Annotated in this window: 18 protein-coding genes and 1 pseudogene; 10 read left to right on the top strand and 9 right to left on the bottom strand. The window is 69.3% G+C overall.

Annotated features, from left to right (window positions below):
* Window positions 1–122: 122 nt before the first annotated feature.
* The gene (dnaJ, locus tag BDK92_RS09955; RefSeq protein WP_211349594.1) at window positions 123–1,253 is read left to right on the top strand and encodes a molecular chaperone DnaJ; all 1,131 of its coding nucleotides are present in this window, start codon (window positions 123–125) and stop codon (window positions 1,251–1,253) included.
* Between the two features lie 1,437 nt (window positions 1,254–2,690).
* Window positions 2,691–7,034, top strand: coding sequence for a WXG100-like domain-containing protein (locus BDK92_RS09950; protein WP_147456952.1), 4,344 nt, complete (start codon window positions 2,691–2,693; stop codon window positions 7,032–7,034).
* Window positions 7,035–7,079: 45 nt separating this feature from the next.
* Here the strand turns inward: BDK92_RS09950 and BDK92_RS09945 are convergent, their stop codons facing one another.
* Entirely contained in the window at window positions 7,080–9,860 is a 2,781-nt protein-coding gene (locus BDK92_RS09945) for a DUF6493 family protein (protein WP_121156452.1), read from the bottom strand.
* A 56-nt stretch (window positions 9,861–9,916) separates the two neighbouring features.
* On the opposite strand from BDK92_RS09945, the gene BDK92_RS09940 reads away from it, so the two are divergent.
* Window positions 9,917–10,651 (top strand): 16S rRNA (uracil(1498)-N(3))-methyltransferase, encoded by a 735-nt coding sequence (locus tag BDK92_RS09940; RefSeq protein ID WP_121161907.1) that lies wholly within the window; start codon window positions 9,917–9,919, stop codon window positions 10,649–10,651.
* Window positions 10,652–10,703: 52 nt separating this feature from the next.
* Here BDK92_RS09940 and BDK92_RS09935 read toward each other — a convergent pair whose 3' ends face one another.
* Together BDK92_RS09935 and BDK92_RS09930 are read right to left on the bottom strand one after the other, a co-directional pair.
* Window positions 10,704–13,145 carry a beta-glucosidase family protein gene (locus tag BDK92_RS09935; RefSeq protein ID WP_121156451.1) on the bottom strand — a complete coding sequence of 814 codons (2,442 nt, stop codon included), beginning with the start codon at window positions 13,143–13,145 and terminating at the stop codon, window positions 10,704–10,706.
* 77 nt (window positions 13,146–13,222) lie between these two features.
* Window positions 13,223–14,227 (bottom strand): SDR family NAD(P)-dependent oxidoreductase, encoded by a 1,005-nt coding sequence (locus BDK92_RS09930; protein ID WP_121156450.1) that lies wholly within the window; start codon window positions 14,225–14,227, stop codon window positions 13,223–13,225.
* 240 nt (window positions 14,228–14,467) lie between these two features.
* On the opposite strand from BDK92_RS09930, the gene BDK92_RS09925 reads away from it, so the two are divergent.
* A complete protein-coding gene (locus tag BDK92_RS09925) occupies window positions 14,468–15,097 on the top strand; it encodes a ribonuclease FAU-1 family protein (RefSeq protein WP_121161905.1) in 630 nt (209 codons plus the stop codon).
* Between the two features lie 10 nt (window positions 15,098–15,107).
* On the opposite strand, the gene BDK92_RS09920 is transcribed toward BDK92_RS09925, so the two are convergent.
* The 3 genes from BDK92_RS09920 to BDK92_RS09910 form a co-directional block, all read right to left on the bottom strand.
* Window positions 15,108–15,908, bottom strand: coding sequence for a tetratricopeptide repeat protein (locus BDK92_RS09920; protein ID WP_121156449.1), 801 nt, complete (start codon window positions 15,906–15,908; stop codon window positions 15,108–15,110).
* Window positions 15,909–16,036: 128 nt separating this feature from the next.
* Entirely contained in the window at window positions 16,037–16,207 is a 171-nt protein-coding gene (locus tag BDK92_RS09915; RefSeq protein ID WP_121156448.1) for a DUF397 domain-containing protein, read from the bottom strand.
* Window positions 16,194–17,048, bottom strand: coding sequence for a helix-turn-helix domain-containing protein (locus BDK92_RS09910; RefSeq protein WP_121156447.1), 855 nt, complete (start codon window positions 17,046–17,048; stop codon window positions 16,194–16,196). The genes BDK92_RS09915 and BDK92_RS09910 overlap by 14 nt, the downstream gene beginning before the upstream one ends.
* A gap of 347 nt (window positions 17,049–17,395) precedes the next feature.
* On the opposite strand from BDK92_RS09910, the gene BDK92_RS09900 reads away from it, so the two are divergent.
* The gene (locus BDK92_RS09900; protein ID WP_121156445.1) at window positions 17,396–17,665 is read left to right on the top strand and encodes a hypothetical protein; all 270 of its coding nucleotides are present in this window, start codon (window positions 17,396–17,398) and stop codon (window positions 17,663–17,665) included.
* A gap of 11 nt (window positions 17,666–17,676) precedes the next feature.
* Here the strand turns inward: BDK92_RS09900 and BDK92_RS09895 are convergent, their stop codons facing one another.
* Window positions 17,677–18,438, bottom strand: coding sequence for an SDR family NAD(P)-dependent oxidoreductase (locus BDK92_RS09895; protein WP_211349168.1), 762 nt, complete (start codon window positions 18,436–18,438; stop codon window positions 17,677–17,679).
* 28 nt (window positions 18,439–18,466) lie between these two features.
* On the opposite strand from BDK92_RS09895, the gene BDK92_RS09890 reads away from it, so the two are divergent.
* The gene (locus BDK92_RS09890; protein ID WP_121156444.1) at window positions 18,467–18,817 is read left to right on the top strand and encodes a histidine triad nucleotide-binding protein; all 351 of its coding nucleotides are present in this window, start codon (window positions 18,467–18,469) and stop codon (window positions 18,815–18,817) included.
* Window positions 18,818–18,912: 95 nt separating this feature from the next.
* Here BDK92_RS09890 and BDK92_RS09885 read toward each other — a convergent pair whose 3' ends face one another.
* Both BDK92_RS09885 and BDK92_RS09880 read right to left on the bottom strand, forming a co-directional pair.
* Window positions 18,913–19,788: an alpha/beta fold hydrolase gene (locus BDK92_RS09885; protein WP_121156443.1), complete on the bottom strand. Its 876-nt coding sequence runs from the start codon at window positions 19,786–19,788 to the stop codon at window positions 18,913–18,915.
* Window positions 19,789–19,900: 112 nt separating this feature from the next.
* Window positions 19,901–20,848, bottom strand: a complete 948-nt coding sequence (locus tag BDK92_RS09880; RefSeq protein WP_246016936.1) for an RNA polymerase sigma factor — start codon at window positions 20,846–20,848, stop codon at window positions 19,901–19,903.
* A gap of 198 nt (window positions 20,849–21,046) precedes the next feature.
* On the opposite strand from BDK92_RS09880, the gene BDK92_RS09875 reads away from it, so the two are divergent.
* From BDK92_RS09875 to BDK92_RS09860, 4 genes and pseudogenes are all read left to right on the top strand, one after another.
* A complete protein-coding gene (locus tag BDK92_RS09875) occupies window positions 21,047–22,453 on the top strand; it encodes a serine hydrolase domain-containing protein (RefSeq protein ID WP_121156441.1) in 1,407 nt (468 codons plus the stop codon).
* Window positions 22,454–22,674: 221 nt separating this feature from the next.
* On the top strand, window positions 22,675–23,733 hold the full coding sequence (locus tag BDK92_RS09870) for a PhoH family protein (RefSeq protein ID WP_121156440.1): 1,059 nt from the start codon (window positions 22,675–22,677) through the stop codon (window positions 23,731–23,733).
* 33 nt (window positions 23,734–23,766) lie between these two features.
* The gene (ybeY, locus tag BDK92_RS09865; protein ID WP_121156439.1) at window positions 23,767–24,234 is read left to right on the top strand and encodes an rRNA maturation RNase YbeY; all 468 of its coding nucleotides are present in this window, start codon (window positions 23,767–23,769) and stop codon (window positions 24,232–24,234) included.
* Window positions 24,234–25,631 (top strand): annotated as a pseudogene (locus BDK92_RS09860) (hemolysin family protein); the annotation flags it as partial. The gene ybeY and the pseudogene BDK92_RS09860, both read left to right, overlap by 1 nt.
* Window positions 25,632–25,671 lie beyond the last annotated feature (40 nt).

Here is a 25,671-nt window from a genome sequence, read left to right as displayed (position 1 = left end):
CCAGAGCGCCCGGATAGGAACCAGAGCGCCGGAGTAGCGGGAAAGCACCGACGCGGAACTGATCGACAAAGTTGACCTGACGACCGGCGGACGGCACGACTGACATGGGGACACGGAACACAGTGGCCAAGGACTACTACGGGATTCTCGGCGTCAACCGAGAGGCCTCCGACGACGAGATCAAGCGCGCCTACCGCAAGCTGGCGCGGCAGTTCCACCCGGACGTCAATCCGGACCCGGAGGCGCACGAGAAGTTCAAGGACATCAACGCCGCCTACGAGGTCCTATCCGACACACAGAAGCGGCAGATCGTCGACCTCGGCGGGGACCCCCTGGCCCCCGGCGGCGGTGGCGGCGCGGGAGCCGGCGGCGCCGGCCCGTTCGTCGGCTTCCAGGACATCATGGACGCCTTCTTCGGTGCCGCGGGCGGCAGCCGGGGACCTCGACCGCGTACCCGCCCCGGCGCCGACGCGATCCTCCGACTCGAACTCGACCTCGACGAGACCGCCTTCGGCGTCGAGGCACCGATCACCGTCGACACCGCCGTACTCTGCACCACCTGCTCCGGGGCCGGCACCGCCGCCGGCACCCACCTCGCCACCTGCGAAGCCTGCGGAGGTCGCGGCGAGGTGCAGTCCGTACAGCGGACCTTCCTCGGCCAGGTCGTCTCGTCCCGGCCGTGCACCGTCTGCCAGGGCTACGGCACCGTCATCCCGCACCCCTGCCCCACCTGCGCCGGCGACGGCCGGGTCCGGACCCGCCGCTCGCTCACCGTCAAGATCCCGGCCGGGGTCGAGGACGGCATGCGGATCCGCCTCGCCCAGCAGGGCGAGGTCGGCCCCGGCGGCGGCACCGCTGGCGACCTCTACGTCGAAATCTCCGAACGGACCCACGACGTCTACTCCCGCAAGGGCGACGACCTGCACTGCCGGGTCACCGTGCCGATGACCGCCGCCGCCCTCGGCACCCGGCTCACCATCAAGACCCTCGACAGCGACGAACCCGTCGACGTCAAGCCGGGCACCCAGCCGGGCAGCACCATCCGGCTGCGCGCACGTGGCGTACCGCACCTGCGCGGCACCGGCCGAGGTGACCTCTTCGTCCACCTGGACGTACGGACCCCGACCAAGCTCGACGCCGACCAGGAACGGATGCTGCGCGACTTCGCCAAGACCCGGGGCGAGGAGGTCGCCGAACTGAGCAAGCAGGGCGGCTTCTTCTCCCGCATGCGAGACGCCTTCAACGGACACTGAGTTGGTTGGCCTCGGCTCCGCCGAGGCGGCTCGCTCCCTGCTAGCCCGCACCAGCGGAGCTGGTGCGGCTCGCTCCGCTTCGCGCCGCCGGGTGCGGCGTCTTCGCCCTGCGCGCACGACGGCTTCGCCGCGTGTGCTCGGGCTCCAGACGCCGCGGCGGCGCTCGGTCGACTCGCTCCCTGCTAGCCCGCACCAGCGGAGCTGGTGCGGCTCGCTCCGCTTCGCGCCGCCCAGTGCGGCGTCTTCGCCTGCGGGCGACGAAGGCTTCGCCTCGTCGTCCTCGGCTCCAGACGCCGCGGCGGCGCTCGGTCGACTCGCTCTGCTAGCTGGCGCGACTCGCTCCGCTTCGCGCCGCCGGGTGCGGCGTCTTCGCCCTGCGCGCACGACGGCTTCGCCGCGTGTGCTCGGGCTCCAGACGCCGCGGCGGCGCTCGGTCGACTCGCTCCCTGCTAGCCCGCACCAGCGGAGCTGGTGCGGCTCGCTCCGCTTCGCGCCGCCCAGTGCGGCGTCTTCGCCTGCGGGCGACGAAGGCTTCGCCTCGTCGTCCTCGGCTCCAGACGCCGCGGCGGCGCTCGGTCGACTCGCTCTGCTAGCTGGCGCGACTCGCTCCGCTTCGCGCCGCCGGGTGCGGCGTCTTCGCCCTGCGCGCACGACGGCTTCGCCGCGTGTGCTCGGGCTCCAGACGCCGCGGCGGCGCTCGGTCGACTCGCTCTGCTTGTCCGCCTCGGCTGCGCCGAGGCGGCTACGAGTACTGCGTGGGGCAATGACCTGATTTCGACATGAATCAGGTAGGTGTCGAAACTCGAAGTGTGGGGTGCAGACGGCACTGACGGTGTCGCCGACGCTTCGAGGGCTGGCGGTGCGGCGGCGGCGCGTGCGCCGTCGCCAGGTGAGAACGGCGAAGCCGCATTCTCCGAGGTACCGCATCGGCTGGTGTCGGGCAGCTTCCCGTTCGGGGGCACGTGCGACGAGCCGGTCGGTGGCAACCTGCCGCGACCGCGTCGTACGGCATGGGTGTCCGCGTTGCCAGCTCGTACGGCCCCGGCGACGTGTCGGCAGGCGATGGCGCGCGACACGCCGAACCTGGCACTCCGGGGGTTGGTCCTCACCTGCAACGAACCACACCAATACGAGAAGTGCCTGGTAGAAGCAGGTCCAAAAAGGCGCGGGTACCCGGTCGGGTGCCGACCGCTCGACGTGCAGCAGTGGTGCAAGTGCTGGACGAATTCCCTGCGGACATCGACTATGGCACGATGCTATCTGCGCGACTTGTTCCGGGTCGAACCAATCAACACCTTCGTGTTCCTGGAACCGGCTGGCTATCTGACAAACCCCGGCTGCCGTATGGGTGTCCGGTGGGGCGAAGAGGAGTTTCCGTGAGTACCCGCCGGATGCCGACGCGGAGTTCGGAGATTCGAGGGGAGGTGGATGTCCGTCATGCCTATCGAGATGTCGGATGATGCTGCCGAGTTCCTGAAGTGGTTGACGGGTGAGGAGCTTCCGGCGACGGATCCGGATAAGTTGCGGTTGTTGGCGGAGGGTCATTACGCGGCGTCTGATGGTTTGGAGCAGGTGTTGCCGCTGTTCGTCACTGCGGTGAACAGCATCAGTAACGGGGTGGCGGGTAAGTCGGAGTTGGCGTTCGTTGACGCGATGAAGGACTATCTCGGCGACGATGGATATTTGGTTGTCGCGTCGCGTTATGTTCGCCGGTTGGGTGAGGGCCTGGAGGATTCGGCGACCCAGGTCGAGTACACCCAGATCATGATTATTTTGACGATCATCGAGTTGATGATCGAGCTTGCGTTCGCGTTGGCGATTGCCTGGTTGTGGCCGGGTGTGCTGCAGAATATGGCGATCAAGCTGTTGGTGGACAAGTGGAAGATCGCGTTGTGGTTGGCCCGGTTGATTATCGCGGTAGGGCTGGGTCAGGTTGTTGGTGTGGGTTTGCAGGTGTTGATGGATGTGATCGCCCAGGCGATTTTGATTCAGCGGGGGCATCAGGAGGGTTGGAATGTTGATCTGACCAAGAACGCGGCGGCGGTGGGGTCGTGGACTGGGTTGGTTGGTGTGGTGATGGGTGCGGGTGGTGGGGTTCTGGGTGGGTTGGGTAACCGGTTTTTTCGTCAGGCGGTGGAGCAGGCTGCGGATCGTGCGCGGGGTGCGGCGCAGGCGGCGGTGGGGGGTGCGGTTCGGGGCGCGGCGGGTGCAGCGGTTGACGCGGGGGCGAAGAGTGCGGCGGATGCGGTTGTTCAGCATGGCGCGCGGAATGTTGCGGCGGAGTTCGTCGAGAACGTGGCGACCGAGGGGGCGGTCGAGGTTGTTGGTGAGGGCACGTTCAACATGCTCACGGGGAAGGGTTGGCAGTGGGGGACGGTGCCGGTCACTCTGGTGTCCGGCATGTTGTCCGGTGCTGCCGAGGGTGCGGGAGATGTCGCTGGTACCAACCTTCGGCGGCTTACCCATGGTGAGGACGCGGTGGGCGGTGACCCTGCCCGCAGCGGTGACCCGTCCGACACGGGCGGCCCGCCCCCGCCTTACTCCGGCCCACCAGCATCCCTGCCAGGTCAACCCCCGTCCCTGCCGGGGCAACCCCCCACTCTGCCCGGCCAGCCTCCGAACACCCCCGGTCCCGGTGTACCCGGCACCGTCGGCGCGGGTACGACGGCCGGAACCGGCCCGTCCACCATCTCGAAGACCGGCTCGGAGCTGTCTCCTGAGGGACAGCCCGAGCCCAGATCCGTAAGTGCCGCACCCTCTTTGGATGAGCTCGCCGAGGGTACGACCAGGCCGACGCCGGTCGTACCGCGAACCCCGGTCGTCCCGGGATCACCGGCAGATTTGCTGACCCCGACTGTGCTGACGCCTACGTCTGTCGTGACGCCTTCGCCGCCGCCGGCCACGTCGGTGCCGTCCACCTCAGCGGAGCGGGACACCACCGCCCCGGCGCAGCTCCCTTCCACCAGCCGGGTATTGGGAAGCTGGGCATGGGGTGCCCCACCAGCGATCGCCACGTCACCGTCATCCGGTGGCGGCGTGATGTCGTCCGGTTCCCCGGCCGCTGGCCCGTCCCAACTCGCCCCTGCTTCCGTGCCAGGCAGGGTCATGCCGTCGTCCGGACCGGTGCTCTCTCCACCTGCATCCGTAGTGTCGCCGGCCCCGGCCCCGACCCCGGCCCCGACCAAGACTGCTCCCGCTGCGGCCACCCCTGCTCCCCACCCGCTGTCCGTAGGCACACCCGGCGTCGCCACCTCCGGGCCATCGCAGGGGACCTCGCACGAACAGTTCGGCGCGGGTACGCGAATCCTGCACGGGGTTCAGGTGGGCCGGTGGGACGCGGGCGCAACGGACCACACGTCACCGGTGACTGACCTGGCCGTTTCGCCGCTGCTGCCGCACCGGTTCACGGCAGCCGCGCCGCCGGTGGACACGTCGGTGGCCCGGGCGGTGGAGCAGTTGGGGCACTGGGACGGCGCCAGTGACTGCCTGGTGCGGGTCGACTCGGTGGTGACCGCGCTCGGCGTACCCGGACGGGGGTATGACGACGACGTCAGAACGGTAACGGCCGCGGCGCTGGCGGCTCGGCTCAACAACGGCCAGTTCCGTCCTGCGGCAGTCGAGGACCTGGCCAAGCTACATGTGGGACACCTGACCATAGCGTTGACACAACACCCCAACGACCCGCAACACGCGATCTTGGTTAACCGGCCGAACGGCAAGCACGCGTCATTGGTGGCGGTGGAGACCCAGGCCGACCCGGAGGGCCGCGCGACCTCTGAGGAACCGCGGCTATACACGACGTTTGATCCGACCCGCCAGCCGGGAAGCCTGCCCGACGTGCCCCGCGCCCTGCGGGGACCGATCTTCCTGCCCGTCGCCGCCGACGGCCGCCTGTTGCAGGTGGACACCGGCACAGGCGCGGTCTTCGCAGGCGAGGTCGTCACCGACGCCACCGACAGCACGGCCCTGCTCGATCCCGCCGCGAGCGCCCGCCCCGGTATGCACCGATCAACACCGGCCCCGAGCATTCAACCTTTGGCCGGGCCCACGGTCAGGCCGAACCGCAGCGAGAACGCCGGTGAGTCCGACAAGGTGTCTGTCGGTTCCGAAGGGGAAACACGGGTTTTCGCGACTTCCACGAGCGGGATGCAGCTGTTCTACCAGCAGGAAATCGCAACGGGGCCGGTTCTCGATCTTGTCATTGATTCGAAGCACTACTATGTCGGCGACCGTTTGATCTATCCAAACCGGGACAGCGCGACTGCGGACGGCGCCAGAGCGGTGACCCGAAAAGACATGAATATTGTGGAACTCGTCGTCCATCCGGCGGGGTTTCGAAATGATGCGGGGCGCGTCGATGTCGAAACATCGACCAGGACTTTCAGAAGAGTGCTGGAGATTTTGTGGCAGACTCCGCCGTGGATGCCTGGCAGTCAAAGTGGTCCATCTCTTGTCGACCTTATTCCGTCGGATATCCCGCTCCAGCCGGCGCCTGGGGCCGAGAAGGTGCGGCTGAACTCGATGCCCGCGCGGAACGATATGGAACGCCGTCGGTCGCGCGAGTTGCATATGCAGTACACCGTCGAGCTCCTTCCTGGTTCGCTGTACGATTTTCTCAGTTTTCTTGCAAGTCGGGAACGGACTCCGCAGCCAATCCCGCTGCAGCATCTCCGCCAGGGTCTGGTCTTCGGGTCCGAGATAGCCGCAGAGTTTGTCGTCTCAGAAGGAGGTGGTAGAGGAAATCTGCCGCCGAATCTGGTAGTAGACAACACGATCAGTGAGCTATTCTCCGGATTCCGCGAGCCGAAGGAGGTGTGGGGGTTTATGGCGCATGTGTATGCGCAGATTGCGGCGACGCTGGAAACTAGCGTGACAGACGGCGACATATTGACCAAGAATTGGGTGGCGTTAGCCTCCCGTACCGACCTCGATCAAGTGCGGACTCTGACCTCTGGGTCGGTCAGGTTGTTCTTGGACTCGCGCGGCGAGGCCATTTCATCGTCGTTCAATCGCCATTTCAAACAAGGGAATCCCTCTTATCCGAGCAGATATGCCAAGCTATACGACGAGCCGCCGCCCGAAGACATTCTGGATCAAGGGAGGGCTCGTGATTACCTGCATACGGCCATCCTTGCCCGGCCAAGGAGAAGAATCACTCAGCGCGACGGTATCGGCATGAACGTCGGCCTCTCGGACCCGATCGACAACAACGGTCAATTTGCCCGGCCGCGACTATTGGGTGAGGTTAGGAAGTACAAGAGGGTTTGGTCCTCTCTCGAGGAAGCCGTCCAGGACTTCGGGGAGATGCTGGAGCAGTCACGGGCGGTGCAGCGACAGGAGGAGAACCTTGTGTCGTTGCGCCCTGGGGACGTCCAACGAGTGCTCAATAACCCTGAGGTGCGAACCGTAATCGACATCGTACGCAGGCTGCGGCAGCTGCCTCCCCTGAATCAGCAGGGCTCGGCCGGTCAGATACTGCCGGCATCGCCCACCAGGATCGGCAAGATCTTGCGCCTGCTCGGCCTTCATGCGTGTCGGTCGACGCAGACCATTCCTGTCGAACTCGCGGATTTGTTGGTGTCGTTGCGCGAATCGTTCGACAAATACCGGGGCAAGATACCTGGTTCGCAGGTACCGGCTGCGGTCTGGCAGCTCAATCGAGAATTGAAGGCATTGGAAACGGCCTGGAAAAATTCGTCTCGGGGTGTCGGCCGCGGCGCTGTCGGCCACGCCCAACCCGGGGGCGACAGCCGCGGACACCGGCACCAACTGCCGAGGTGACCGGTGCCGCTTGTTGATTAACGGCGGCGCCACCGACGCGGGCGGTCAGCGGGTGGTCAGGGTGGCGGCGGCCTTCGCGGTCTTCGAGTTGCCCTTCGCCAGGGCGGTGAGCCAGGCGCGCAGGGGCGGGTCGGTCACCGGGACGGCGGCGCGCAGGTGTTCGTCGCGGAGTAGCTCGACCAGGCCGTGCAGGCCCCGGGTGCCGCGATCCAGGTGCGGGAGGAGGGCCGTGAGCAGGGCCAGGACCTGATCGCCGCGACCGGCCGTGGAGAGGTCGGTCAGCGCGCTGGTCCAGCGGTTCACCGGTACGGCCGGCGCGAACCGGACCATCGCGGCGGCGAGTTCGGCTGTGGCGATCCTGCCCGGCAGCAGTACGGCGGCGGCGTCGACGGCGGCGGTGCGTACGTCCAGGAAGGCCGAGGCGAAGCCGGCGGCGAGCAGGTCGCTGCCGAGCGTGGGCGGGGCGGCTGCGGTGCCGGCGAGCAGCGCCAACGCGGGTACGGCATCCGTCCTGGCAATGCCGTGGACGGTGTCCCACAACTCTTCCAGACCGAGGGTGAGCATCGGGTCGATGTTGCCCGGCCAGATCAGGCTGGCCCAGCCCGGGTGCGGGTGGAGGATCGGCTGGTACGGGCCGGGCGTCCAGGCGCTGGCATGCAGCTGGGCCAGCGACACCGTGGGCCGGAGCGGGTCTGCGGTGTCGGTTTCGCCGGGCGGGGTGGAGGTGGGTTTCGCCTCCAGGCCCCAGGTGCGGGCGAGCTGGCCGTCGTACCGGGGTGGGGCCACCTCGACGGTCCAGCGGGGGGCCTGGCCGGCGCCTCCGACGTCGAGGGCGGGGCGATCGGGGCCGGTCGGCAACCCGCGCAGCCACGGATCGTCGTCGTACGGGGCGCGGGCGCGGGCGGCGGCGATCCAGAGTGGGTGGTCGTCGGTGACGGGTTCGGTTGGGGGCGGACCGCCGAGGGCGTACGTCAGTGGCCGGCGGAGCCGCTGCGGCAGGTGGTCGGCGCGGGCGGCGAGGGTTGCCGTCGCGGTGGTGTGCGGGCCGAGGCGGAGCAGTGCGGCGACGGTGTCCAGGGGCATCGGGTCGGGTGTGGCGCTCAGCCGGTCGATCAGGACGTCCGGGTCGACCCAACCGCCATGGTGGGTCGGTTCGGCGGCGAGCTGACGGCGCCCACCGGCGAGCAGTAGGCCGGTGACCTCGGCGAACCGGCCGGCGATGATCGCGTCGTAGCGGGTGGAGCGCCACTGGCCCCGCTGTCGCTCACCGGCGCAGGCCAGCACCAGGGCGGTGACGCCGAGTGGGTGGCCGTGCATGTTGACGGCGAGGGAGTCCCGGTGCAGCCGGTGGGCCCGTTTGGTCAGTGGGCCGTAGCGGGCCGGGTCGGCGCCGAGGCGGGCCGCCGCGCCGAGGCAGCGTTCACCGAGTTCGGCGTCGTCGGGATGGGCGAGCAGGACGGCGAGCGCTTCGGCCAGTTCCGCCGGCTCGGTGATCGGCACGATCTGTTCCGGCACGATCTGCGCCGGTACGACGGGGTGTGGCTCGGCTGCGCGTACCGGTGATGGTGGAGCGACCACGGCGGCGGGTGTCGGGGCCGGTCGGACCGGGTCGGACGCGGTGTTCTCCGGTGCGGGTGGGGCGTCGGTGGGTCCCAGCCACTGCCGGGCCGCCGCGGCGGTGCTCGGGGCCAGTTGGTCGAGGTGACGTTCGACCTCGGCGCGGGCCGAAGGGCTGCCGTGCCGGCGGAGTTCGGCCAGGGCGGCGGACTGCACGTCGGCGTGCGGATGGCGCAGAGCGGCGGCCAGGATGTCGAGTCCGGCGGCGGTGTTCCGGCGCATGATCCGGCCGGCGAGCCGGACCGCTCTCGTGGCGGTGGTGCGGGCCGGTACGTGCACGGCGGCGGCCAGGCCGGCGTTGGTGAGGGTGTCGTCGAGCCGGCCGGCGTTGTCGAGCGTGGTGAGTGCGCCGAGCGCCAGCGCGACGGTGGGGCCGAGCGGGCTGCGCAGAAGTCCGGCGTACGCGGCCTGCCGGCTGGCCGCTTCGTCCACGGTGGGTCGGAGGGCCTCGTGGAGGCGGCTGAACCAGCCGGCGCGATACTGCGGGAAGGCCCTGGCCAGGGCGGCGAGAGTGGCGTCCAGCACCCGTTGCCGGTCGATGGTGCCGTCGGCGGCGAGTTCCAGCACCGCCTCCTGCCACGACTGGGTCTCGGGGCCGAGGAACCGGTCGACGTTGGTCAGACTCACCTCCCGGTTCCCCTCGACCTCGAAGATGCGCCAGAAGGCCCGGTCGACGAGATCCGGGTCGGCACGGAGCAGATCGGCCTTGCTCTGTTCGTTCTGAAATTGGCCGGTGAGCCCGCTGATCATGGCGAGTACGTAGGTGTCGTCCACGGCCAGGGTGATCGAGCCGGCGCGTTCGTGGGCGCGGATCTCCTCGAAAATCGGGCTGTGCGAGGTGACCTCGGACATCCACCGGACGGTGGCGCGGGCGAGCGCATCCAGGAAACGTCGCCCCCGGCTGTGCACGATCCGCCATTGGGCGTCAGCGTCAGCGTCGGCGCCGGCGGTGTCGGACCGTTTGGTTTGCGGCCACGAGAGGTCGGCGGCGGGCGCGGTGGCCAGCAGGATCAGGCGCAGCCGGTCACCGTCGGACGGACGGGGGCGGTGTGACGCCTCGCCGTAGAGGTGCCGGTGGTACTCATCGAGCGCCTGACGTGCCGGTCGGCGCAGGGTTTCCCGTTCGGCGCTGTCGAGAGCGCAGAGCCGGTCGATGAGAGCGGGTTCCGGGAGAGCGATCAGGTCGGCGATCAGGTCGGGGGCGGGCACCGGGTGACCGTAGCCGACCCGGTCCGGGGCACTGCACGACCGGCTAGCCTGTGCACGTGTCGCTGCCACTGTTCCTGGTTGAAGCCCTGCCCACGGGTGATTCGTTCACCCTCGACGGGCCGGAGGGGCATCACGCCGCGACGGTGCAGCGGTTGCGGGTCGGTGAGGAACTGCTGCTCGCCGACGGGCGGGGCGGCACGGCGACGGCGGTGGTCGACGCCGTCGGCCGGGGCACCCTGGATCTCCGGGTCACCTCCTTCGGGTACGACGACGCGCCCGACCCCCGTCTCGTGGTGGTCCAGGGGATCGCCAAGGGCGACCGGGGTGAGTTGGCCGTACAGGCGATGACCGAGGTCGGGGTGGACGAGATCGTGCCGTGGGCGGCGGCCCGTTCGGTGGTGCAGTGGCGGGGCGAGCGGGGCGGCCGGGCCCGGGAGAAGTGGGTGGCGACCGCCCGGGAGGCGGCGAAGCAGGCCCGACGTCCGTGGTTGCCGGTCGTCGCCGGTGCGCCCGACGAGTCGACCGCGCGGGTGGCGAAGCGGATCTCCGGGGCGGCGGCCGGGTTTGTGCTGCACGAGGAGGCGACCGTGGCGCTCTCCACCGTGGAGTTGCCGGCAGCCGGTGAGATCGTGCTGGTGGTGGGGCCGGAGGGTGGCATCACCTCGGATGAGGTGGCGGCGTACGAGGCCGCTGGGGCGAGGACGGTACGGCTCGGCTCGGCGGTGCTGCGTACGTCGACCGCCGGGGTGGCGGCGCTGGCCGTCCTGTCCACCCGGCTCAGCCGCTGGTGAGGTGTAAGGAAGGGCCCCTTGTTAACGCTATGCGTTAACAAGGGGCCCTTCCTTACACGACGTCGAAGGTGGCGGTGAGGCGTACGTCGGCGACGCCCCGGGCAGCCTGGACGGTGTAGCGACCGGGAACGGTTCGCCACCGATCGGCCCAGATCCGGGTGGCGCGCGCTGCCAGCGGCACCCGTACGGTGATGGTCTCGCCGGGGGAGGCGGTGACCGTGGTGAAGCCGGCGAGTTGCCGGGTCGGTCGCTCCGGGTCGGGTTCGGTCGGGCCGACGTAGAGCTGCACCACCTCACGACCGGGCCGGGTGCCGGTGTTACGCAGCTCCACCACCGCCACCGGGGCACCGGCGTCCTCGGCCGGTTCGATCCGCAGTGACTCGTACGCCCAGGTGGTGTAGCCGAGGCCGTGCCCGAACGGGAAGAGCGGTTCGGTGCGCCACCCCCGGTAACCGATGAACACGCCCTCGTCGTACGTGAGGGTGCCGTCGGTCGGGGTGGTGGAGAGCACCGGTACGTCCTCCACGTGGCGGGGCCAGGTGGTGGGGAGCCGCCCGCCGGGTTCGGTGACCCCGAGCAGTACGTCGGCGAGCGCCGCCCCCGCCTCCTGGCCGGGGAACCAGGTGAGCAGGATCGCCGCCACCTGGTCGGCCCAGGGCATCAACACCGGGGAGCCGGAGTTGACCACGACGACCGTACGCGGATTCGCCGCCGCGACCCGGGCGACCAGCTCGTCCTGCCGGCCGGGCAGGGCCAGGGTGGTCCGGTCGAAGCCCTCGGACTCGACCTCCTCGGTGGTGCCGACGACCACGACCGCGATGTCCGCGTCGGCGGCTGCCCGGACCGCCGCGTCGAGCAGTGTGTCCGGGTCGGCGGCCGGTTCGAGGTGGCCGAGGCTGAAGCCGACGTAGCCGGTCATGCCCTCGGGCACCCGCTGGGTGAGCACCACCTCGACCGGTTCGCCCTCGGCGAGGGTGATCGGGAAGCGCCGTTCGGACGGGGAGAGGAATGCGACAGTGAAATCCTGGTCCTCGTCGAAGACCGGGCCGTCGAAGATCTCGGTGCCGGCGACGGTGAGGGTGAACACGCCGAAGCCGTTGATCGCGAGTTGGTGTTCGCCGCTGAGACGCGGGGTGCAGCGGGCGGTCAGCTCGATCGTGGTCAACGCGGTCTGGTCGACCCCGGGCGGCAGGTCACCCATCCAGCGGACGGTGGCGGCGCCGAGTTCGGCCCGGTAGAGCGTCTCCCCGTCGGCGTCGCGCAGGGTGGCGCCGATCGGCGACCACTGCGCGCCGGTGGCGGCGGGGAGTTTCGGTCGTGGGTCGGCGCCGATCGCGTACGTGACCTCGACGTCGGGCAGGGCGGCGGTCAGCCCGGTGAGCGGGGAGACCACCCGGGCGGGGGTGACCTGGGCGCTGCCGCCGCCGAGGATCCGGGCGTCGTCGGCGAGCGCGCCGCAGACCACCACCCGGCGTAGCGCGGCCGGGTCCAGCGGCAGGACCTGGTCGGCGTTGCGGGCCAGCACGAAGGAGCGGGACGCGATGTCGCGGGCCACGTCCGGTCCGTGCAGCGGCGCCGGCCGGTCGTCGGGTGCGACCGCCGGGGGTACGCCGTCGAGCAGTCCGACCCGGGCGGCGAGTCGCAGCACCCGGCGTACCTTGTCGTCGACCACCTCTTCGGCGACGTGGCCGGCGCGTACGGCGGCGACGAGGTCCGCTCCCCACGGGTCGCCGTGGGCGGGCATCACCACGTCGAGTCCGCCGTTGGCGGTGCCGACGGCCGACCGGGCGGCGGTCCAGTCGGAGACGATGAACCCGTCGAAGCCCCAGTCCCGTTTCAGCAGGTCGTGTTGCAGCCCGCTGTGTTCGGTCATGGTGAAGCCGTTGACCCCGTTGTACGCGGCCATCACGCCCCACGCCCCGGCGGCGACGATCCGTTCGAACGGGGCGAGGTACAACTCGTGCAGGGTGCGGTCGTCGACCCGTACGTCGACGGTGAACCGGTCCGTCTCCGAGTCGTTGGCGACGAAGTGCTTCACCGTGGTGCCGACGCCCTGTTCCTGCACCCCGGTCACGTAACCGGCGCCGATCTCGCCGGTGAGCAGCGGATCCTCCGAGTAGCACTCGAAGTGCCGGCCGCCGAGCGGGCTGCGGTGCAGGTTGACCGTCGGCGCCAGCAGCACGTGCACGCCCTTGCGCCGGGCCTCCTGACCGAGCATCCGCCCGGCGGTCCGGGCCAGTTCCGGGTCCCAGGTGGCGGCGAGGGCGGTGGGGCTCGGCAGTGCCACCGACGGGTCGTCCGGTCGCCAGCCGATGCCGCGTACGCCGATCGGCCCGTCGGACATGACCAGCGAGGCCAGACCGATCTGGGGCAGCGCCGGCAGTGTCCACCAGTTCTGTCCGGACAGCAGCCGCACCTTGCTCTCCAGGTCGAGTGCGCCCAACGCCCGCTCGATCGCCGATTCCGCCACCGATGTTGTCGCCGCTGCCGTCATCACACCGCCCCAGAAAGTCGACTCCGGTCGATCCTGCCAGCCGTCGACCGCCCCCGCACGCCCCTCGTGAGGTGCCGCTATTGGATCTTGCTGTTGGTCAGCTCTTCGCTCAGCTTCCACAGACGGTCGGCGAGCTGCGGGTCGACGGCGTAGGACATCACCCCGACGGCTGTTTCCACCCGACCCGTCATCACGTCGATGGAGTCGTCGTGCGAGGTGAGTAGCGGGGAGATCTCGTTGTTCTCGCAGTAGACGCCGCCCATGCCGTCGAGTTGCGGGGCGGTGGCGCACCACACGGTGGTCGATGCCCCCTGTTCGGCGGTCTTGCGCCCCGACTCCGGGTCGATGACGCGGTTGCCGTGCTCGTCGATGAGGTCATTCGTCCGCAGGTACTCCGGCGTGGTCCACGGGCTGAGGTTCGTGCCGATGATGAGGCCCGGGTGCAGGGAGAAGCCGCGGATGTTGTCGGCCTCGCCGCGCTGGTCCACCCCGACCGCGAACAGGATGTTGGCGGTCTTCGACTGGCCGTAGCCCAGCCAGCCGTCGTACTCGCGTCGTTCGAAGTTCGGGTCGTCGAAGACCACTGGCGAGAGGTTGTGTGCCCAGGCCGAAACCGTGACCACCCGCGCGCCCCCGGCCTGGCGCAGGGCGGGCCAGAGCCGTGTGGTCAGTTGGAAATGGCCCAGGTGGTTCGTCGCGAACTGCGCCTCGCACCCGCGGGCGTCCCGGGTCAGCGGCACGTTCTGGATCCCCGCGTTGTTGACGAGGATGTGCAGCGCCCGCCCGGTGGCAAGGAATTTGTCGGCGAACGCGTCAATCGAGGCCGGATCCATCAGGTCGAGCTGTTCGATCTCGACGCCGTCGATCCCCGCGAGCATGTCGCGGGCACGGTCCGGGGACCGTACCGGGACGACAACGGTGGCCCCGGCGGAGCGCAGGGCCCGGGTGGTCTCCAGGCCGAGGCCGGAGTGGCCGCCGGTGACGATCGCGGTCTTGCCCGAGAGGTCGATTCCCTTGATGACCTCCGCAGCGGTCGAAGCGGCACGGAAGCCGGAGCCAATCGGTTGTTGTGGGCTGGGCATGTCAGATTTCTCCTCGGGAAAAGGTGCTACAGACCGCGTCTACCGCGCGCCTTCCGGGCGTCGCCGTGAACACGGACCATGCTGCCGGCGAGTGGTTGGCGGCGGCCAACACCGGTTGCCTGGCACGGCGGCAGGCTGGGCCTGTGGCCCCTTCTTGGGCAGCTCCGGTGCTTCGTAACCGGTGCCGGGGACTCAAGCGTCACCCGTGCCGCCGCCCGGGAGGCGGGCTACGGTTCTGTGGTGCTGTTCGAGCCGGGGAAGATCATCGACCGTCGCTATCTGCGCGGGCGGTGGTGTACGTGGGTGCAGCCGATGCGCGTCATCGCCGACAACGAGGACGGTCTGCTGCTCTGGCATCCCGCCGGCAGTGACTTCGCCCGGCTTGTCGATGGGGACGGCAAGACCCAGCACGAGATCACCATCGATCAGATGCGCGACCCGAAGCTGACGGTCCTGACCTGGCAGACGTACGACATTCTGGTCCTCATGCCGCCGCAGGCCGCCTACTCGGTGTGGTGGTTCTTCCGCGATGGGGCCTTCACTGGCTGGTACGTCAACCTCGAAACGCCCTACCGGCGGCAACCCGACGGGGTGGAGACCGATGACCTCGTCCTCGACATCGTCGTGACCTCGGACCGGCTGTGGGAGTGGAAGGACGTCGACGAGTTCGACGGGCGCATCGGAAATCCGCTCTACTTCGACAGAGCTACGGCCGACGCCGTCCGTGCCGAGGGGGAACGGCTCACCAAGCTGATCATGGCCGGCGATTTTCCCTTCGACGGCACCTACACCGACTTCCGTCCTGATCCGCGCTGGTCGGCGCTGCGGCTCCCGGCGACTCTCGACCCGCAGCCAGGCCTGGCCGGATAACAATTTTCGATCAGTGACGATTGGAGTTGGTGGGGCGTGCTCGCTGAATCAAAGTAGGGGCCTCATCAGGTCGCCCAGCGAGACGGGCAGCCTGGTTGATTTCGTCCGTGGACATGAGCGAGGAGGTCTCTATAGCGTCCTGAAGCCCACGGATGTCCCCCCAGTCCAGCATCCGCAGGAACCACCGCACCGCCTGCACCGGGTCGATCGGCCCGCCCACACCGTCTCGGCACGCTTGTGCCAGCGCATACATCGCGATCACGGAGCCACCCTCGGCACCCCGTAGGTTCCACTCCCGGGCCAACTCGTGCGCCCCGTCGGCGGTGAGGTACTCCGCGAGTACTGCGGCTCCGGCGCCCAACCCGAGTTCGGCCGCCCGCTGGAACATCTGTTTGGCATAGCTGTCGTTGGGTGGGACCAGCTTGCCTGTACGGAACAGCACTCCCAGGTTGAAGGCGGCGTGACTGTCGCCCTCCTCCATCGCGTGGGTGAGCAACGAGGTTGCACGTTTGATGTCCCGCTCACCACCGATGCCGTTGAGAAGCATGACGGCGAGACCTCGGCTTCCAGCGGGATGACCTTGGTCGGCGGCAGACTCGAAGTATCGGCGTGCCTCGGCCGGTTGACGCATGTGCTCCAGAAACAGGCCGCCAGCCAGTGCCTGTGCGTCGGCATCGCCGCCGTCGGCCAGCGAGAGGAGTTCAGGTAGACGTTGCTCTACCTCGGCTCGCGCCACGAGATCGCCGCGCGTCATGCGTCCAAACAACGCCTCTATGTCAGCGAGGTGGAAACTCTTCTGACCTGTAGCCATATATCCCTCGTGTCGGTCTCAGGTACCGGTCTCGAACACACAGGCCACGCCTGTACGCCGGCCGGCTACGCGAGAAGGTCCGACGCCTACTCAGGCGGGATAGTGGTGCGTTGCCCGCCTGGCACACGTCACGCGTCGGTCTTGATGCCCTGGGTGAACGCCGTCCATGCGTCAGCGCTGAACGCCAGCACCGGGCCGGTCTTGTCCTTGCTGTCGCGCACCATGACAACGCCGGACGGTGTGGCCACCTCGACACAGTTCCCGTCGCTGTTCGACCGGGTGGACTTACGCCATTGCATGAGATCTCTCCTTGATGAAACTCACTGACTCTGCCGGGGACATCGCCAGTTCTTTGAGGTGGTCGTACACAAGCCTGAGTCGGTCAGTTTCGTTGCGCGACTCCAGGAACAGCGCGCCGGCCAACGTGTCGATGTAGCCGAGTGGCGGATCTTCGTTCAAGCCCAGGATCAGGAATCCGCCGTGGTTGGCCATGTGTGCGCCAGCGGCAAACCGTAAGACGCGAACGGTGATGTTCGGCCGGGCGGCACTTTTTGCCAGGTGGTCGAGCTGTTCAGCCATCACTTCCACACCCCCGACCTCCACCATCAGGGCCGCCTCGGATATCGCCACGTCGAGTTTTGGGCGGTTGTCCTTGCGACTCAGGATCGCCTGACGCGTCATCCGAGCTGATACCCGCTGTGCGATCACCTCGTCATTGGTCTCCTGGCCGACGCTGATCACTGCCCGCGCGTACGCCTCGGTCTGCAGCAGTCCAGGGATCAGTACCGGCTCGAAGTTGAAGATCTCCGACGCTTCTTCCTCGTACGCGATCATGGTCGCGTACCGCGACGACAGCGAGTCGAGTCGCTGCCACCAGCCAGGCTCGCGCAGGTCACGGGCCATCGCAAGAAGTGAACTCCCTGGCTCGCTGTCGATCGCCACGCCGTACGCAACGAGCAGTTCCATCACGTCGCCTGGCCTGACCTTGATGTCCCCGGACTCGATCCGCTGGATGCGAGATCCAGAGCTGTCGACGCTCTTGCCTGCCTGTTCAAGGGTCAGCTTGGCGGCATCGCGCAGCCGTCGAAGCTCCCGGCCGAGTCGCCGGCTGCGAGGAGTTGCGGGAGTGAAGCGAGCCATCTTGTGATCGTCCCTTATCCGAGGCCACCTGCCCTAACTCTGAGCGCTGACGATTCTGGGGGCTTGCGTCGCATCATACGATGCGGCCACTATGGATGTGCCGGGGGGTGGCGGTCGGTGCTCCGGAAGGGCCCGGCCGTTGCGCTTCCAACCGAGGGAGGCGCGGTGAACAGGCGCGTGACGTACGACGAGTACCTGAGCGCGGTCGCGCTGACCCTGGCCCGAAGGCACCGTCCGGTGTGGTCGTGGGCCAGGTGGCGGTACGTCTGCCGCTGCGGGTCCGACCTGCCGTGTCGGGCGAGACACCGGATTCCGATCAACCGAGGCCACTGGCCAGGGGAGGACGCGTGAGCAACCACGGACCGGTCATGCCGATCTGGAACTGCGCCGGGTGCGGGCTGCCCTGGCCCTGCCGTACCCGACAGCAGGAGTTACGGGCGGCGTACGTCGACGCCCCGGTGTCGCTGTCGCTCTACCTCAGCTCGTACCTGGTGATGGCGATGCAGGACCTGCCGGGAACGCCCGCCGGGCTGCTGCACCGCCGGTTCATGGAGTGGACCCGCGAGGGACAGCCGAGGGAAGAGAGCTGGGTACGCGTCGCCCGCCGGTCCCTCTGACCGCGTACAGCTCAGGTACGCAGGTAGGAGGCGCCGTTGAGGTCGAGGACGGTGCCGGAGGCCCACTCCGCCTCGGGTGAGGCGAGCCAGTGCACGGCGGCGGCGATCTCCTCCGGGCGGGCCACCCGGTTGAAGGGGCTCTGCGCCCGCATCGCCTCGTCCCGGGGCACCTTGATGTGCTCGTTGGTCAGGTCGGGTTCGACGAAGCCGGGTGCGACGGTGGCGACCGCGATGCCGTACGGCGCGAGCGCCACCGCCAGCGACTGGCCCATCGAGTTCAGCCCGGCCTTGCTGGCTCCGTACGCGGGGTGGTTCGGCTCGCCCCGGAAGGCGCCCCGGGAGGAGACGTTGACGATCCGGCCCCCGCCCCTGGCGCGCAGGTGCGTCACCGCGCACCAGGTGACGTTCGCCGCGCCGATCAGGTTGAGGTCGATGGTCTGGCGCCAGTGCTGTTGCCACTGTTCGTAGCTGGTGTCGGTGATCGGGTGCGGGGTCGACTGGCCGGCGTTGTTGACCAGTACGTCGAGTCCGCCGAGCCGCTCCGCGGCCTCGTCCACCATCCGGCGTACCGCTTCGGGGTCGGTGAGGTCGGCCTGGACCACGACGTGTCCGTTGCCGGGCAGCGCGGCGGCGAGCTGTTCGGCCAGTGGGGCGGACTCCCGGTGGTGGATCGCCACCCGGTCCCCACTGTTGGCGAATGCGGTCGCGACCGCCCGTCCGACTCCCCGGGATGCCCCGGTCACCAGTACCGCTCGTCCTGTCACGCGCACCATCATCCTCCCGGGGCATAGCATCCGGTGGGTGGAGACTGACTGCTTGTTCTGCCGGATCGTGGCCGGCGAGATCCCGGCGACGGTGGTCCGGGAGACCGATACGACGCTCGCCTTCCGTGACATCTCGCCGAAGGCGCCGGTGCACGTCCTGGTGATCCCGAAGGAGCACTTCGTGGACGTGGTGACGATGGCGCAGGCCGACCCGGAGTTGACGGGTGCGGTGATGGAGACCGCGGCGACGGTCGCCGAGCAGGAGGGGCTGAGCCTGGACGGCTTCCGGTTGATCTTCAACACCGGGCCGTGGGGTGGGCAGGAGGTCTTCCACGCGCACGCGCACGTGCTCGGCGGGGCCCCGCTCGGCCCGATGCTCGCCGGCTGACCCCGACCCCGGCCCCGCCGGGCCGCTGACACACGAACCGGCCGGGGTACGCGGGGCGCCAGTGGGACGCCGCCGTACCCCGGCCGGGTGCGGGGTCAGGAGACGAACTTGACGACCGTTTCGGTGAACTCCTCGGTCTGCTCCAGGTGGCCGAAGTGCCCGCTCTTGTCGAACATGTGCAGCTGCGAGCCGGGGATGCCGTCGTGCAGCATGGTGGCCCAGCGGGTGCCGCAGATGAAGTCGTGCATGCCGACCAGGATCAGGGTCGGTGCGGTGATCGAGCCGAGCTGGTCGCGTACGTCGAACGGCGTCGGCTCCTCGCCGAGCTGCGGGCCGAGCCAGCCGCGTACGGCGGCCCGCATCGGCGCCAGCTCGCTCTCGTTGCCCCAGTAGTCGGCGAAGTACACCGGCAGGATCCGCTGCAGCTTGGCGGTGACGAAGTCGTCGTTCGGCTCGGTCGGGTTCTCCTGGAACGCCTTCGGGATGTCGGCGGCCTCCGGGCGGTCGGGGTGCCGCTCGACGAAGCGCTGGACGTTCGCCATCGCGTCGCCCCAGAACTCCGGACCGGTGACCGGCGAGGTGTCGTACAGGAGCAGGCCGGCGACCCGCTCCGGGTAGGCCAGCGCGTAGCGCTGGACGACGAATCCGCCGTGCGAGTGCCCGAGCAGGAGCACCTTCGGCTGGCCGAGGTGTTCGACGACCGCGTTCAGGAACCGGGTGTACGTGTCGAGGTGGTACTGCCGGGCGTCGGCCAGGCGACCGGACGCGCCGGTGCCGACCGGTTCCAGGTAGACCATGGTCAGGTGCACTTCGAGCGTCGGCATGCGCAGGTAGGTCCACTCGATCCCGGGGCCGCCGGAGTGGACCACACAGACCGGTCCGGTGCCGGCGACGTGGTAGACCTGCGACACGCCGTCGACGTCGAAAACATGGGTGCCGGCGGCGAGCGCGTCGGTGGTGTGGGAACTCATCGGAACTCTCCTGAAACCGTGGCCTGACGTAGGCGGGCCTGAGCTGACGTCTACGTGATGACGTGGCGGGCGGAAAGTTCGGTGAGCGGTCGAGGTGATGTTGAGAGAGGCATCACATCGTGCTGGACAACCGGGCCGGTTCAGGGTGGTAAAGGCGCATTCGGGCGGTTCGTCCCTCGCGCAGGGTGTGCAGCCAGATGGCCGACGGTGGGCAGTGCGTCGGGTTGTCCGGCGGGCTGATCAGGTCTGCTTCCCAGATCATCACGTTTCCGCTCGTGACGACGTTGGCGATCCGTTGCCGTACGCCGTCGTTCAGGTCCTTGTTCATGCCCCAGACCGCGAAGTCCGGCCCACCGGCCACCTGCCCGTCGGGGGTGACGAACTCGGCGTCGGACCACCAGGTCTCGCGTACGAAATCGGAGAACCGGCCCCGGTACGCCGTCGCCAGCCCCTGCTCGGCCTCGCGGCGGCGGGCGGCGGCCTGCGCGGCGGCGTCGTCGTGGGCCTTGCTCGCCGTCTCCTGAAGCGCCGTGGTGAGCTTGCTTCTGGCCTGGCTCAGCCGGCTCCGGACGGTTCCCACCGGCACGCCGCAGAGCGCCGCGATCTGCTCGTAGGACGACGCGCCGCTGAAATAGCGCAACAGCGTCACCAATCGGACGGGTTCGGACAACTCGCCGATGGCGTGCCACACCCAGTCCTGCATCGACCGGCCGTCCAGCAACTCCTCCGGAGTGGGATCGGTGGCCGGCAGGGCGAGCGCCTCCACGTCACCGACCGGGACCGTACGGGACTGGCGCAGCCGCATCCGGGCGTTGTTGCGTACGATCGCCCGCAGCCACGGCCCGACCGCGGCCGGGTCGCGCAGGTCATTGATCCGGCCCAGGGCGGTCAGGACCGCGTCCTGGACCGCGTCCTCGGCGTCGGGGCCGTACCCGAGCAGGCTCAACGCCACCGCCTGCATGCCGGCCTGGTGTCGGGACACCAGTACGCCCAGTGCGGTCGCGTCGCCGGACTGGGCGGCCAGCGCCAGTTCGGAATCGGACTCCAGGGTCGAGATCACACCCGTCTCCTCTGATCGCACGGCACTTCCCGGGTGCGAGATGTGGAAGTCGTACGAAAAGTTCGATAAGGGAGAAAACTACTCTCGGTAACGGGAGGCCGATTCGATGCTACCCGGGTGCATGAACGCGGCGGCGGCTGCCGGGGTGGGCGCCGGTAGGATCAGGTGATCTTGGTGACGCGGTGGAGGAGGGCGGACATGACCGAGGTGGGACACCGGCTGGCACGGATGACCCGGCAGGTGCAGGCGGAGGCCCGCGTGCCCGCGCTCTCGGTGGCGCTGCACCGGGCCGACCGTCCGCTCTGGACGCTCACGGTCGGTGACACCGGCAACGACACCCCGCTCGGTCCGCCGACCCGGTTCCGGATCGGCTCGGTGACCAAGACCCTCACCGCCGTACTCGTGTTGCAGGCCCGCGACGAGGGGCTGCTCGACCTCGACGACCCGATCGGGGCGCACCTCGACCTGCCGGCACACCGCGAGCTGACCGTACGCCGGCTCCTCTCCCACACCGCCGGACTGCAACGCGAGCCGTACGGCGACGTCTGGGACACCCTGCGCGCCCCCGGAGTGGATCAACTTCTGGGCGAGCTGGACCGGGCCGAGCGGGTCCTGCCACCGGGACGCCGCTACCACTACTCCAACCTCGGTTTCGCCCTGCTCGGCCAGGCGGTCGCCCGGCTGCGCGGAGGTAGCTGGGGTGAGGTGCTCGCCGACCGGGTGCTGAACCCGCTCGGACTGACCGCGACCGCGCCGGTCCCGGGCCCCGAGGCCGCCACCGGCTTCCTGGTCGACACCTACTCCGACCACGCCCACGCCGAACCGGCCACCGACTTCGGCGGGGTGGGCCCGGCCGCACAGCTCTGGAGCACCGCGCCGGACATGGCCCGCTGGGCCGCCTTCCTGGCCGATCCGGCGGCGGTCGACCCGGCCGGTGCCGTACTCCGGCCGGGCACGCTCGACGAGATGCGCTGGCCGCTCACGGTCACCGACGAGACCCTCTGGAGCGGCGGGTTCGGCCTCGGGCTGATCCTGGTGCCGCGTCCGGACCCGGAGACCGGCGCGCCCCAGCGGGTGATGCACGTCGGGCACGACGGCGCCATGCCCGGGTTCCTCGCCGCCGTCTACGGCCGCCGGGGCGGCCCCGGTACGCCCGGCGCGATGGGCGCCGCCGTACTCGCCTCCTCGGGCACCGCCAGCGCGATCCTCGAACTGCCCCACCTGCTCCTCGACGCCGCGGTCGCCGACGACCCGGCCGAGATCGTCGCCTGGACGCCCGGCGAGCCGGCCCCGGAGCGTTACCGGGAGATGCTCGGGCGCTGGTGGGGCGAGGGCTACGAGTACGTCTTCAGCTGGCACGACGGCGTGCTCCAGGCCCGAGGGGCGGGCGCCCCGGTCAGCCGGCCGCCGTCGGTCTTCACCCCCCTGCCCGACCAGCCGGACGTGCTCCGTACGGTCTCCGGTCGGGAGGCGGGGGAGCTGCTCCGGCTGACCCGGGACGAGCGGGGCGCAGTGGTACGGATGCACTGGGCCACCTACCGGTTCACCCGGACCCAGGAGACCTTCGACGGGTTCGACTTCCGCGCCATCGACCAGGCTGGTTAGGAAGGGCCCCTTGTACAACGGAATGCGATAACAAGGGGCCCTTCCTTACGCCGGTGGGTTGGTTCGCGGCGCGGGTGACAGCTCTCGCGTCAGGTGGGGAAATGGACGGCGTGCTCCCGGCGTTGAGCAGATACGATGGGAAAAGTCGTCCGCACGCTGCGCCTACGTGGCGCGGCCAGGAAATCGAGAGCAGGTGTCGTGGGGCCCGCCGGGCCCGACCTATGACCGGTACCCCACCTCCCGGGCAGGCCCGGGTGCAGACCAGGATCACCGTTCCTGACTCGCAGATCATGGTTAACCTGCTCGGGCCGGGCGACGAGGTTCTCCGCCTGGTCGAGCGCTCGATCAACAGTGACGTGCATGTCCGGGGCAACGAGATCACCATCACCGGCGCCCCGGCCGACAACGCGCTCGCCGAGCGGCTCTTCACCGAGCTGCTGGAGCTGATCGAGAAGGGTGAGACGCTGACCGTCGACGCCGTTCGGCGCACCGTCGGCATGCTCGAACAGGGCAGCACCGAGCGGCCCGCCGAGGTCCTGACCCTCAACATCCTTTCCCGGCGCGGGCGCACCATCCGTCCCAAGACGCTGGGCCAGAAGCGCTACGTCGACTCGATCGACGGGCACACCATCGTCTTCGGCATCGGCCCCGCCGGCACCGGTAAGACGTACCTGGCGATGGCGAAGGCCGTCCAGGCGCTCCAGGCCAAGCAGGTCAACCGGATCATCCTGACCCGGCCGGCGGTCGAGGCCGGGGAGCGGCTCGGCTTCCTGCCCGGCACCCTCTACGAGAAGATCGACCCGTACCTGCGCCCGCTCTACGACGCCCTGCACGACATGCTCGACCCGGAGTCGATCCCGAAGCTGATGCAGGGCGGGACGATCGAGGTCGCGCCGCTGGCGTACATGCGGGGGCGCACCCTGAACGACGCCTTCATCATCCTCGACGAGGCGCAGAACACCACGCCCGAGCAGATGAAGATGTTCCTCACCCGGCTCGGCTTCGGTTCCCGGATCGTGGTCACCGGCGACATCACCCAGGTCGACCTGCCCGGCGGGACCACCAGCGGCCTGCGGGTGGTACGCGACATCCTCGCCGGCGTGGAGGATGTGCACTTCGCCCAGCTCGCCAGCTCGGACGTCGTACGTCACCGACTGGTCAGCGACATCGTCGACGCCTACGCCCGGTGGGACGCCGAGCGGGAGGCGCAGCAGGGCCAGGGCGTGCACGCCGTACCTGACCGGACCGCACACGGTGGCCGCGCCAGCCGGCGCCGCTAGAGCACCAGACCAAGAGAGCAGCAGGGGAAACAGTTGTCCATCGAGATCGCCAACGAGTCGGGCGCCGAGGTTGATACCGACGCGGTGCTCGCCGTCGCCCGCTACGCCCTCGACGAGATGGGGGTCAACCCCCTCGCCGAGCTGTCGGTGCTGCTCGTCGACATCGAGTACATGGCCGAGTTGAACCACCGCTGGATGGGTGGGGACGGACCGACGGACGTACTCGCCTTCCCGATGGACGAGGGCAGCGTCGACCACGGCCCCGGCGAGGTCAGCGGCGGTGAGCCGGCGCTGCTCGGCGACATCGTGCTCTGCCCGGAGGTGGCCGCGAAGCAGGCGGCGACCGCCGGTCACGCCGCCGCCGACGAACTGCACCTGCTGACCGTGCACGGGGTGCTGCACCTGCTCGGTTACGACCACGCGGAGCCGGAGGAGGAGCGCGAGATGTTCGCGCTACAGGCCAAGCTCCTCGCCGGTTGGCGAGCAGCGCGGGCGCAGTGATGCCCGACCACTTAGCCGCCGCCGGTGCCACCGCCGCCGGCCTGCCCGATCTGCAACTCATCTTCTTCGGCGCCGCCCTGGTGGTGCTCGCCGGCCTCTTCGCCATGACCGAGGCCGCGCTCGCCGCCGTCTCCCCGGCCCGCGCCGGGGAGCTGGCCCGGGACGGCGCCCGGGGCGCCCGTACGCTCCAGATCGTCGCCGCCGACGCGGTCCGCCACCTCAACCTGTTGCTGCTGCTGCGGCTCCTCTGCGAACTGACCGCGACCACCCTGGTCGCGCTGGTCGCGGTGGACACCTTCGGCGCGGGTTGGCGGGCGGCGCTGGTCACCGCCGGTGCGATGACCGTGGTCAGCTTCGTGGTGGTCGGCGTCGCGCCGCGCACCATCGGCCGGCAGCACGCGTACGCGGTCGGCCGGGCGAGCGCCCCGGCGGTCCGTTGGCTGGGCCGGGCGCTGAATCCGCTCGCCTCGCTGCTGATCCTGATCGGTAACGCGGTGACCCCCGGCCGGGGCTTCCGTGAGGGCCCGTTCGCCACCCAGGTCGAGTTGCGTGAGCTCGTCGACCTGGCCGAACAGCGGGGGGTGGTCGAGCACGGCGAGCGCCAGATGATCCACTCGGTCTTCGCCCTCGGCGACACCATCGCCCGCGAGGTGATGGTGCCCCGGACCGAGATGGTGTGGATCGAGGCACACAAGAAGCCGTCCCAGGCGCTGCTGCTCTTCCTCCGATCCGGGTTCTCCCGGATTCCGGTGATCGGCGAGAGCGTGGACGACGTGCTCGGTGTGCTCTACCTGAAGGACCTGATCCGGCGGACCCAGGGCGACGAAGTCGCCGCCGAGGAGCTGCCGGTCTCCGAGTTGATGCGCGAGGCGACCTTCGTACCGGAGTCGAAGCCCGTCGACGACCTGCTCTCCGAGATGCAGGCGGCCCGTACCCACCTGGTCATCGTGGTGGACGAGTACGGCGGCACCGGTGGTCTGGTCACGATCGAGGACATCCTCGAGGAGATCGTCGGCGAGATAACCGACGAGTACGATGTCGAGCGGCCGCCGGTGGAGCGCCTCGACGACGGCGACGTACGGGTCACCGCCCGGCTGCCGGTCGAGGACCTCGGTGAGATCTTCGACGTGGAACTCCCCGCCGATGAGGTGGAGACGGTGGGCGGCCTGCTCGCCCAGGCACTGGGCCGGGTGCCGATCCCGGGTGCCGCCGCCGAACTCGGCGGGCTACGGCTGATCGCCGAGGGGACCACCGGTCGACGTAACCGGATCGACTCGGTGCTGGTCAGCCGGGTCGACATCGGCGCCAAGGGCGATCGGACGGGGCGCTCGGAGGGCGCCGACCAACGCAAGAACGCCGACCAACGCAAGAACGCCGACCAACGCAAGAACGCCGACCAACGCAAGAACGCCGACCAACGCAAGAACGCCGACCAGC

Origin of the sequence: Micromonospora pisi (assembly GCF_003633685.1) — a bacterium.
GTDB classification, from domain to species: domain Bacteria; phylum Actinomycetota; class Actinomycetes; order Mycobacteriales; family Micromonosporaceae; genus Micromonospora_G; species Micromonospora_G pisi.
Note: the sequence above shows the minus strand (reverse complement) of the source record. Positions and strands in the feature narration are given on the sequence as shown.

Coding starts and splice junctions, on each gene's coding strand:
- BDK92_RS09895 (WP_211349168.1), bottom strand. CDS start 18,438: ATGGTGCGCGTGACAGGACGAGCGGTACTGGTGACCGGGGCATCCCGG.
- BDK92_RS09920 (WP_121156449.1), bottom strand. CDS start 15,908: ATGGCTACAGGTCAGAAGAGTTTCCACCTCGCTGACATAGAGGCGTTG.
- BDK92_RS09885 (WP_121156443.1), bottom strand. CDS start 19,788: ATGAGTTCCCACACCACCGACGCGCTCGCCGCCGGCACCCATGTTTTC.
- BDK92_RS09935 (WP_121156451.1), bottom strand. CDS start 13,145: ATGACGGCAGCGGCGACAACATCGGTGGCGGAATCGGCGATCGAGCGG.
- BDK92_RS09870 (WP_121156440.1), top strand. CDS start 22,675: ATGACCGGTACCCCACCTCCCGGGCAGGCCCGGGTGCAGACCAGGATC.
- BDK92_RS09950 (WP_147456952.1), top strand. CDS start 2,691: ATGCCTATCGAGATGTCGGATGATGCTGCCGAGTTCCTGAAGTGGTTG.
- BDK92_RS09930 (WP_121156450.1), bottom strand. CDS start 14,227: ATGCCCAGCCCACAACAACCGATTGGCTCCGGCTTCCGTGCCGCTTCG.
- BDK92_RS09910 (WP_121156447.1), bottom strand. CDS start 17,048: ATGGCTCGCTTCACTCCCGCAACTCCTCGCAGCCGGCGACTCGGCCGG.
- BDK92_RS09915 (WP_121156448.1), bottom strand. CDS start 16,207: ATGCAATGGCGTAAGTCCACCCGGTCGAACAGCGACGGGAACTGTGTC.
- BDK92_RS09875 (WP_121156441.1), top strand. CDS start 21,047: ATGACCGAGGTGGGACACCGGCTGGCACGGATGACCCGGCAGGTGCAG.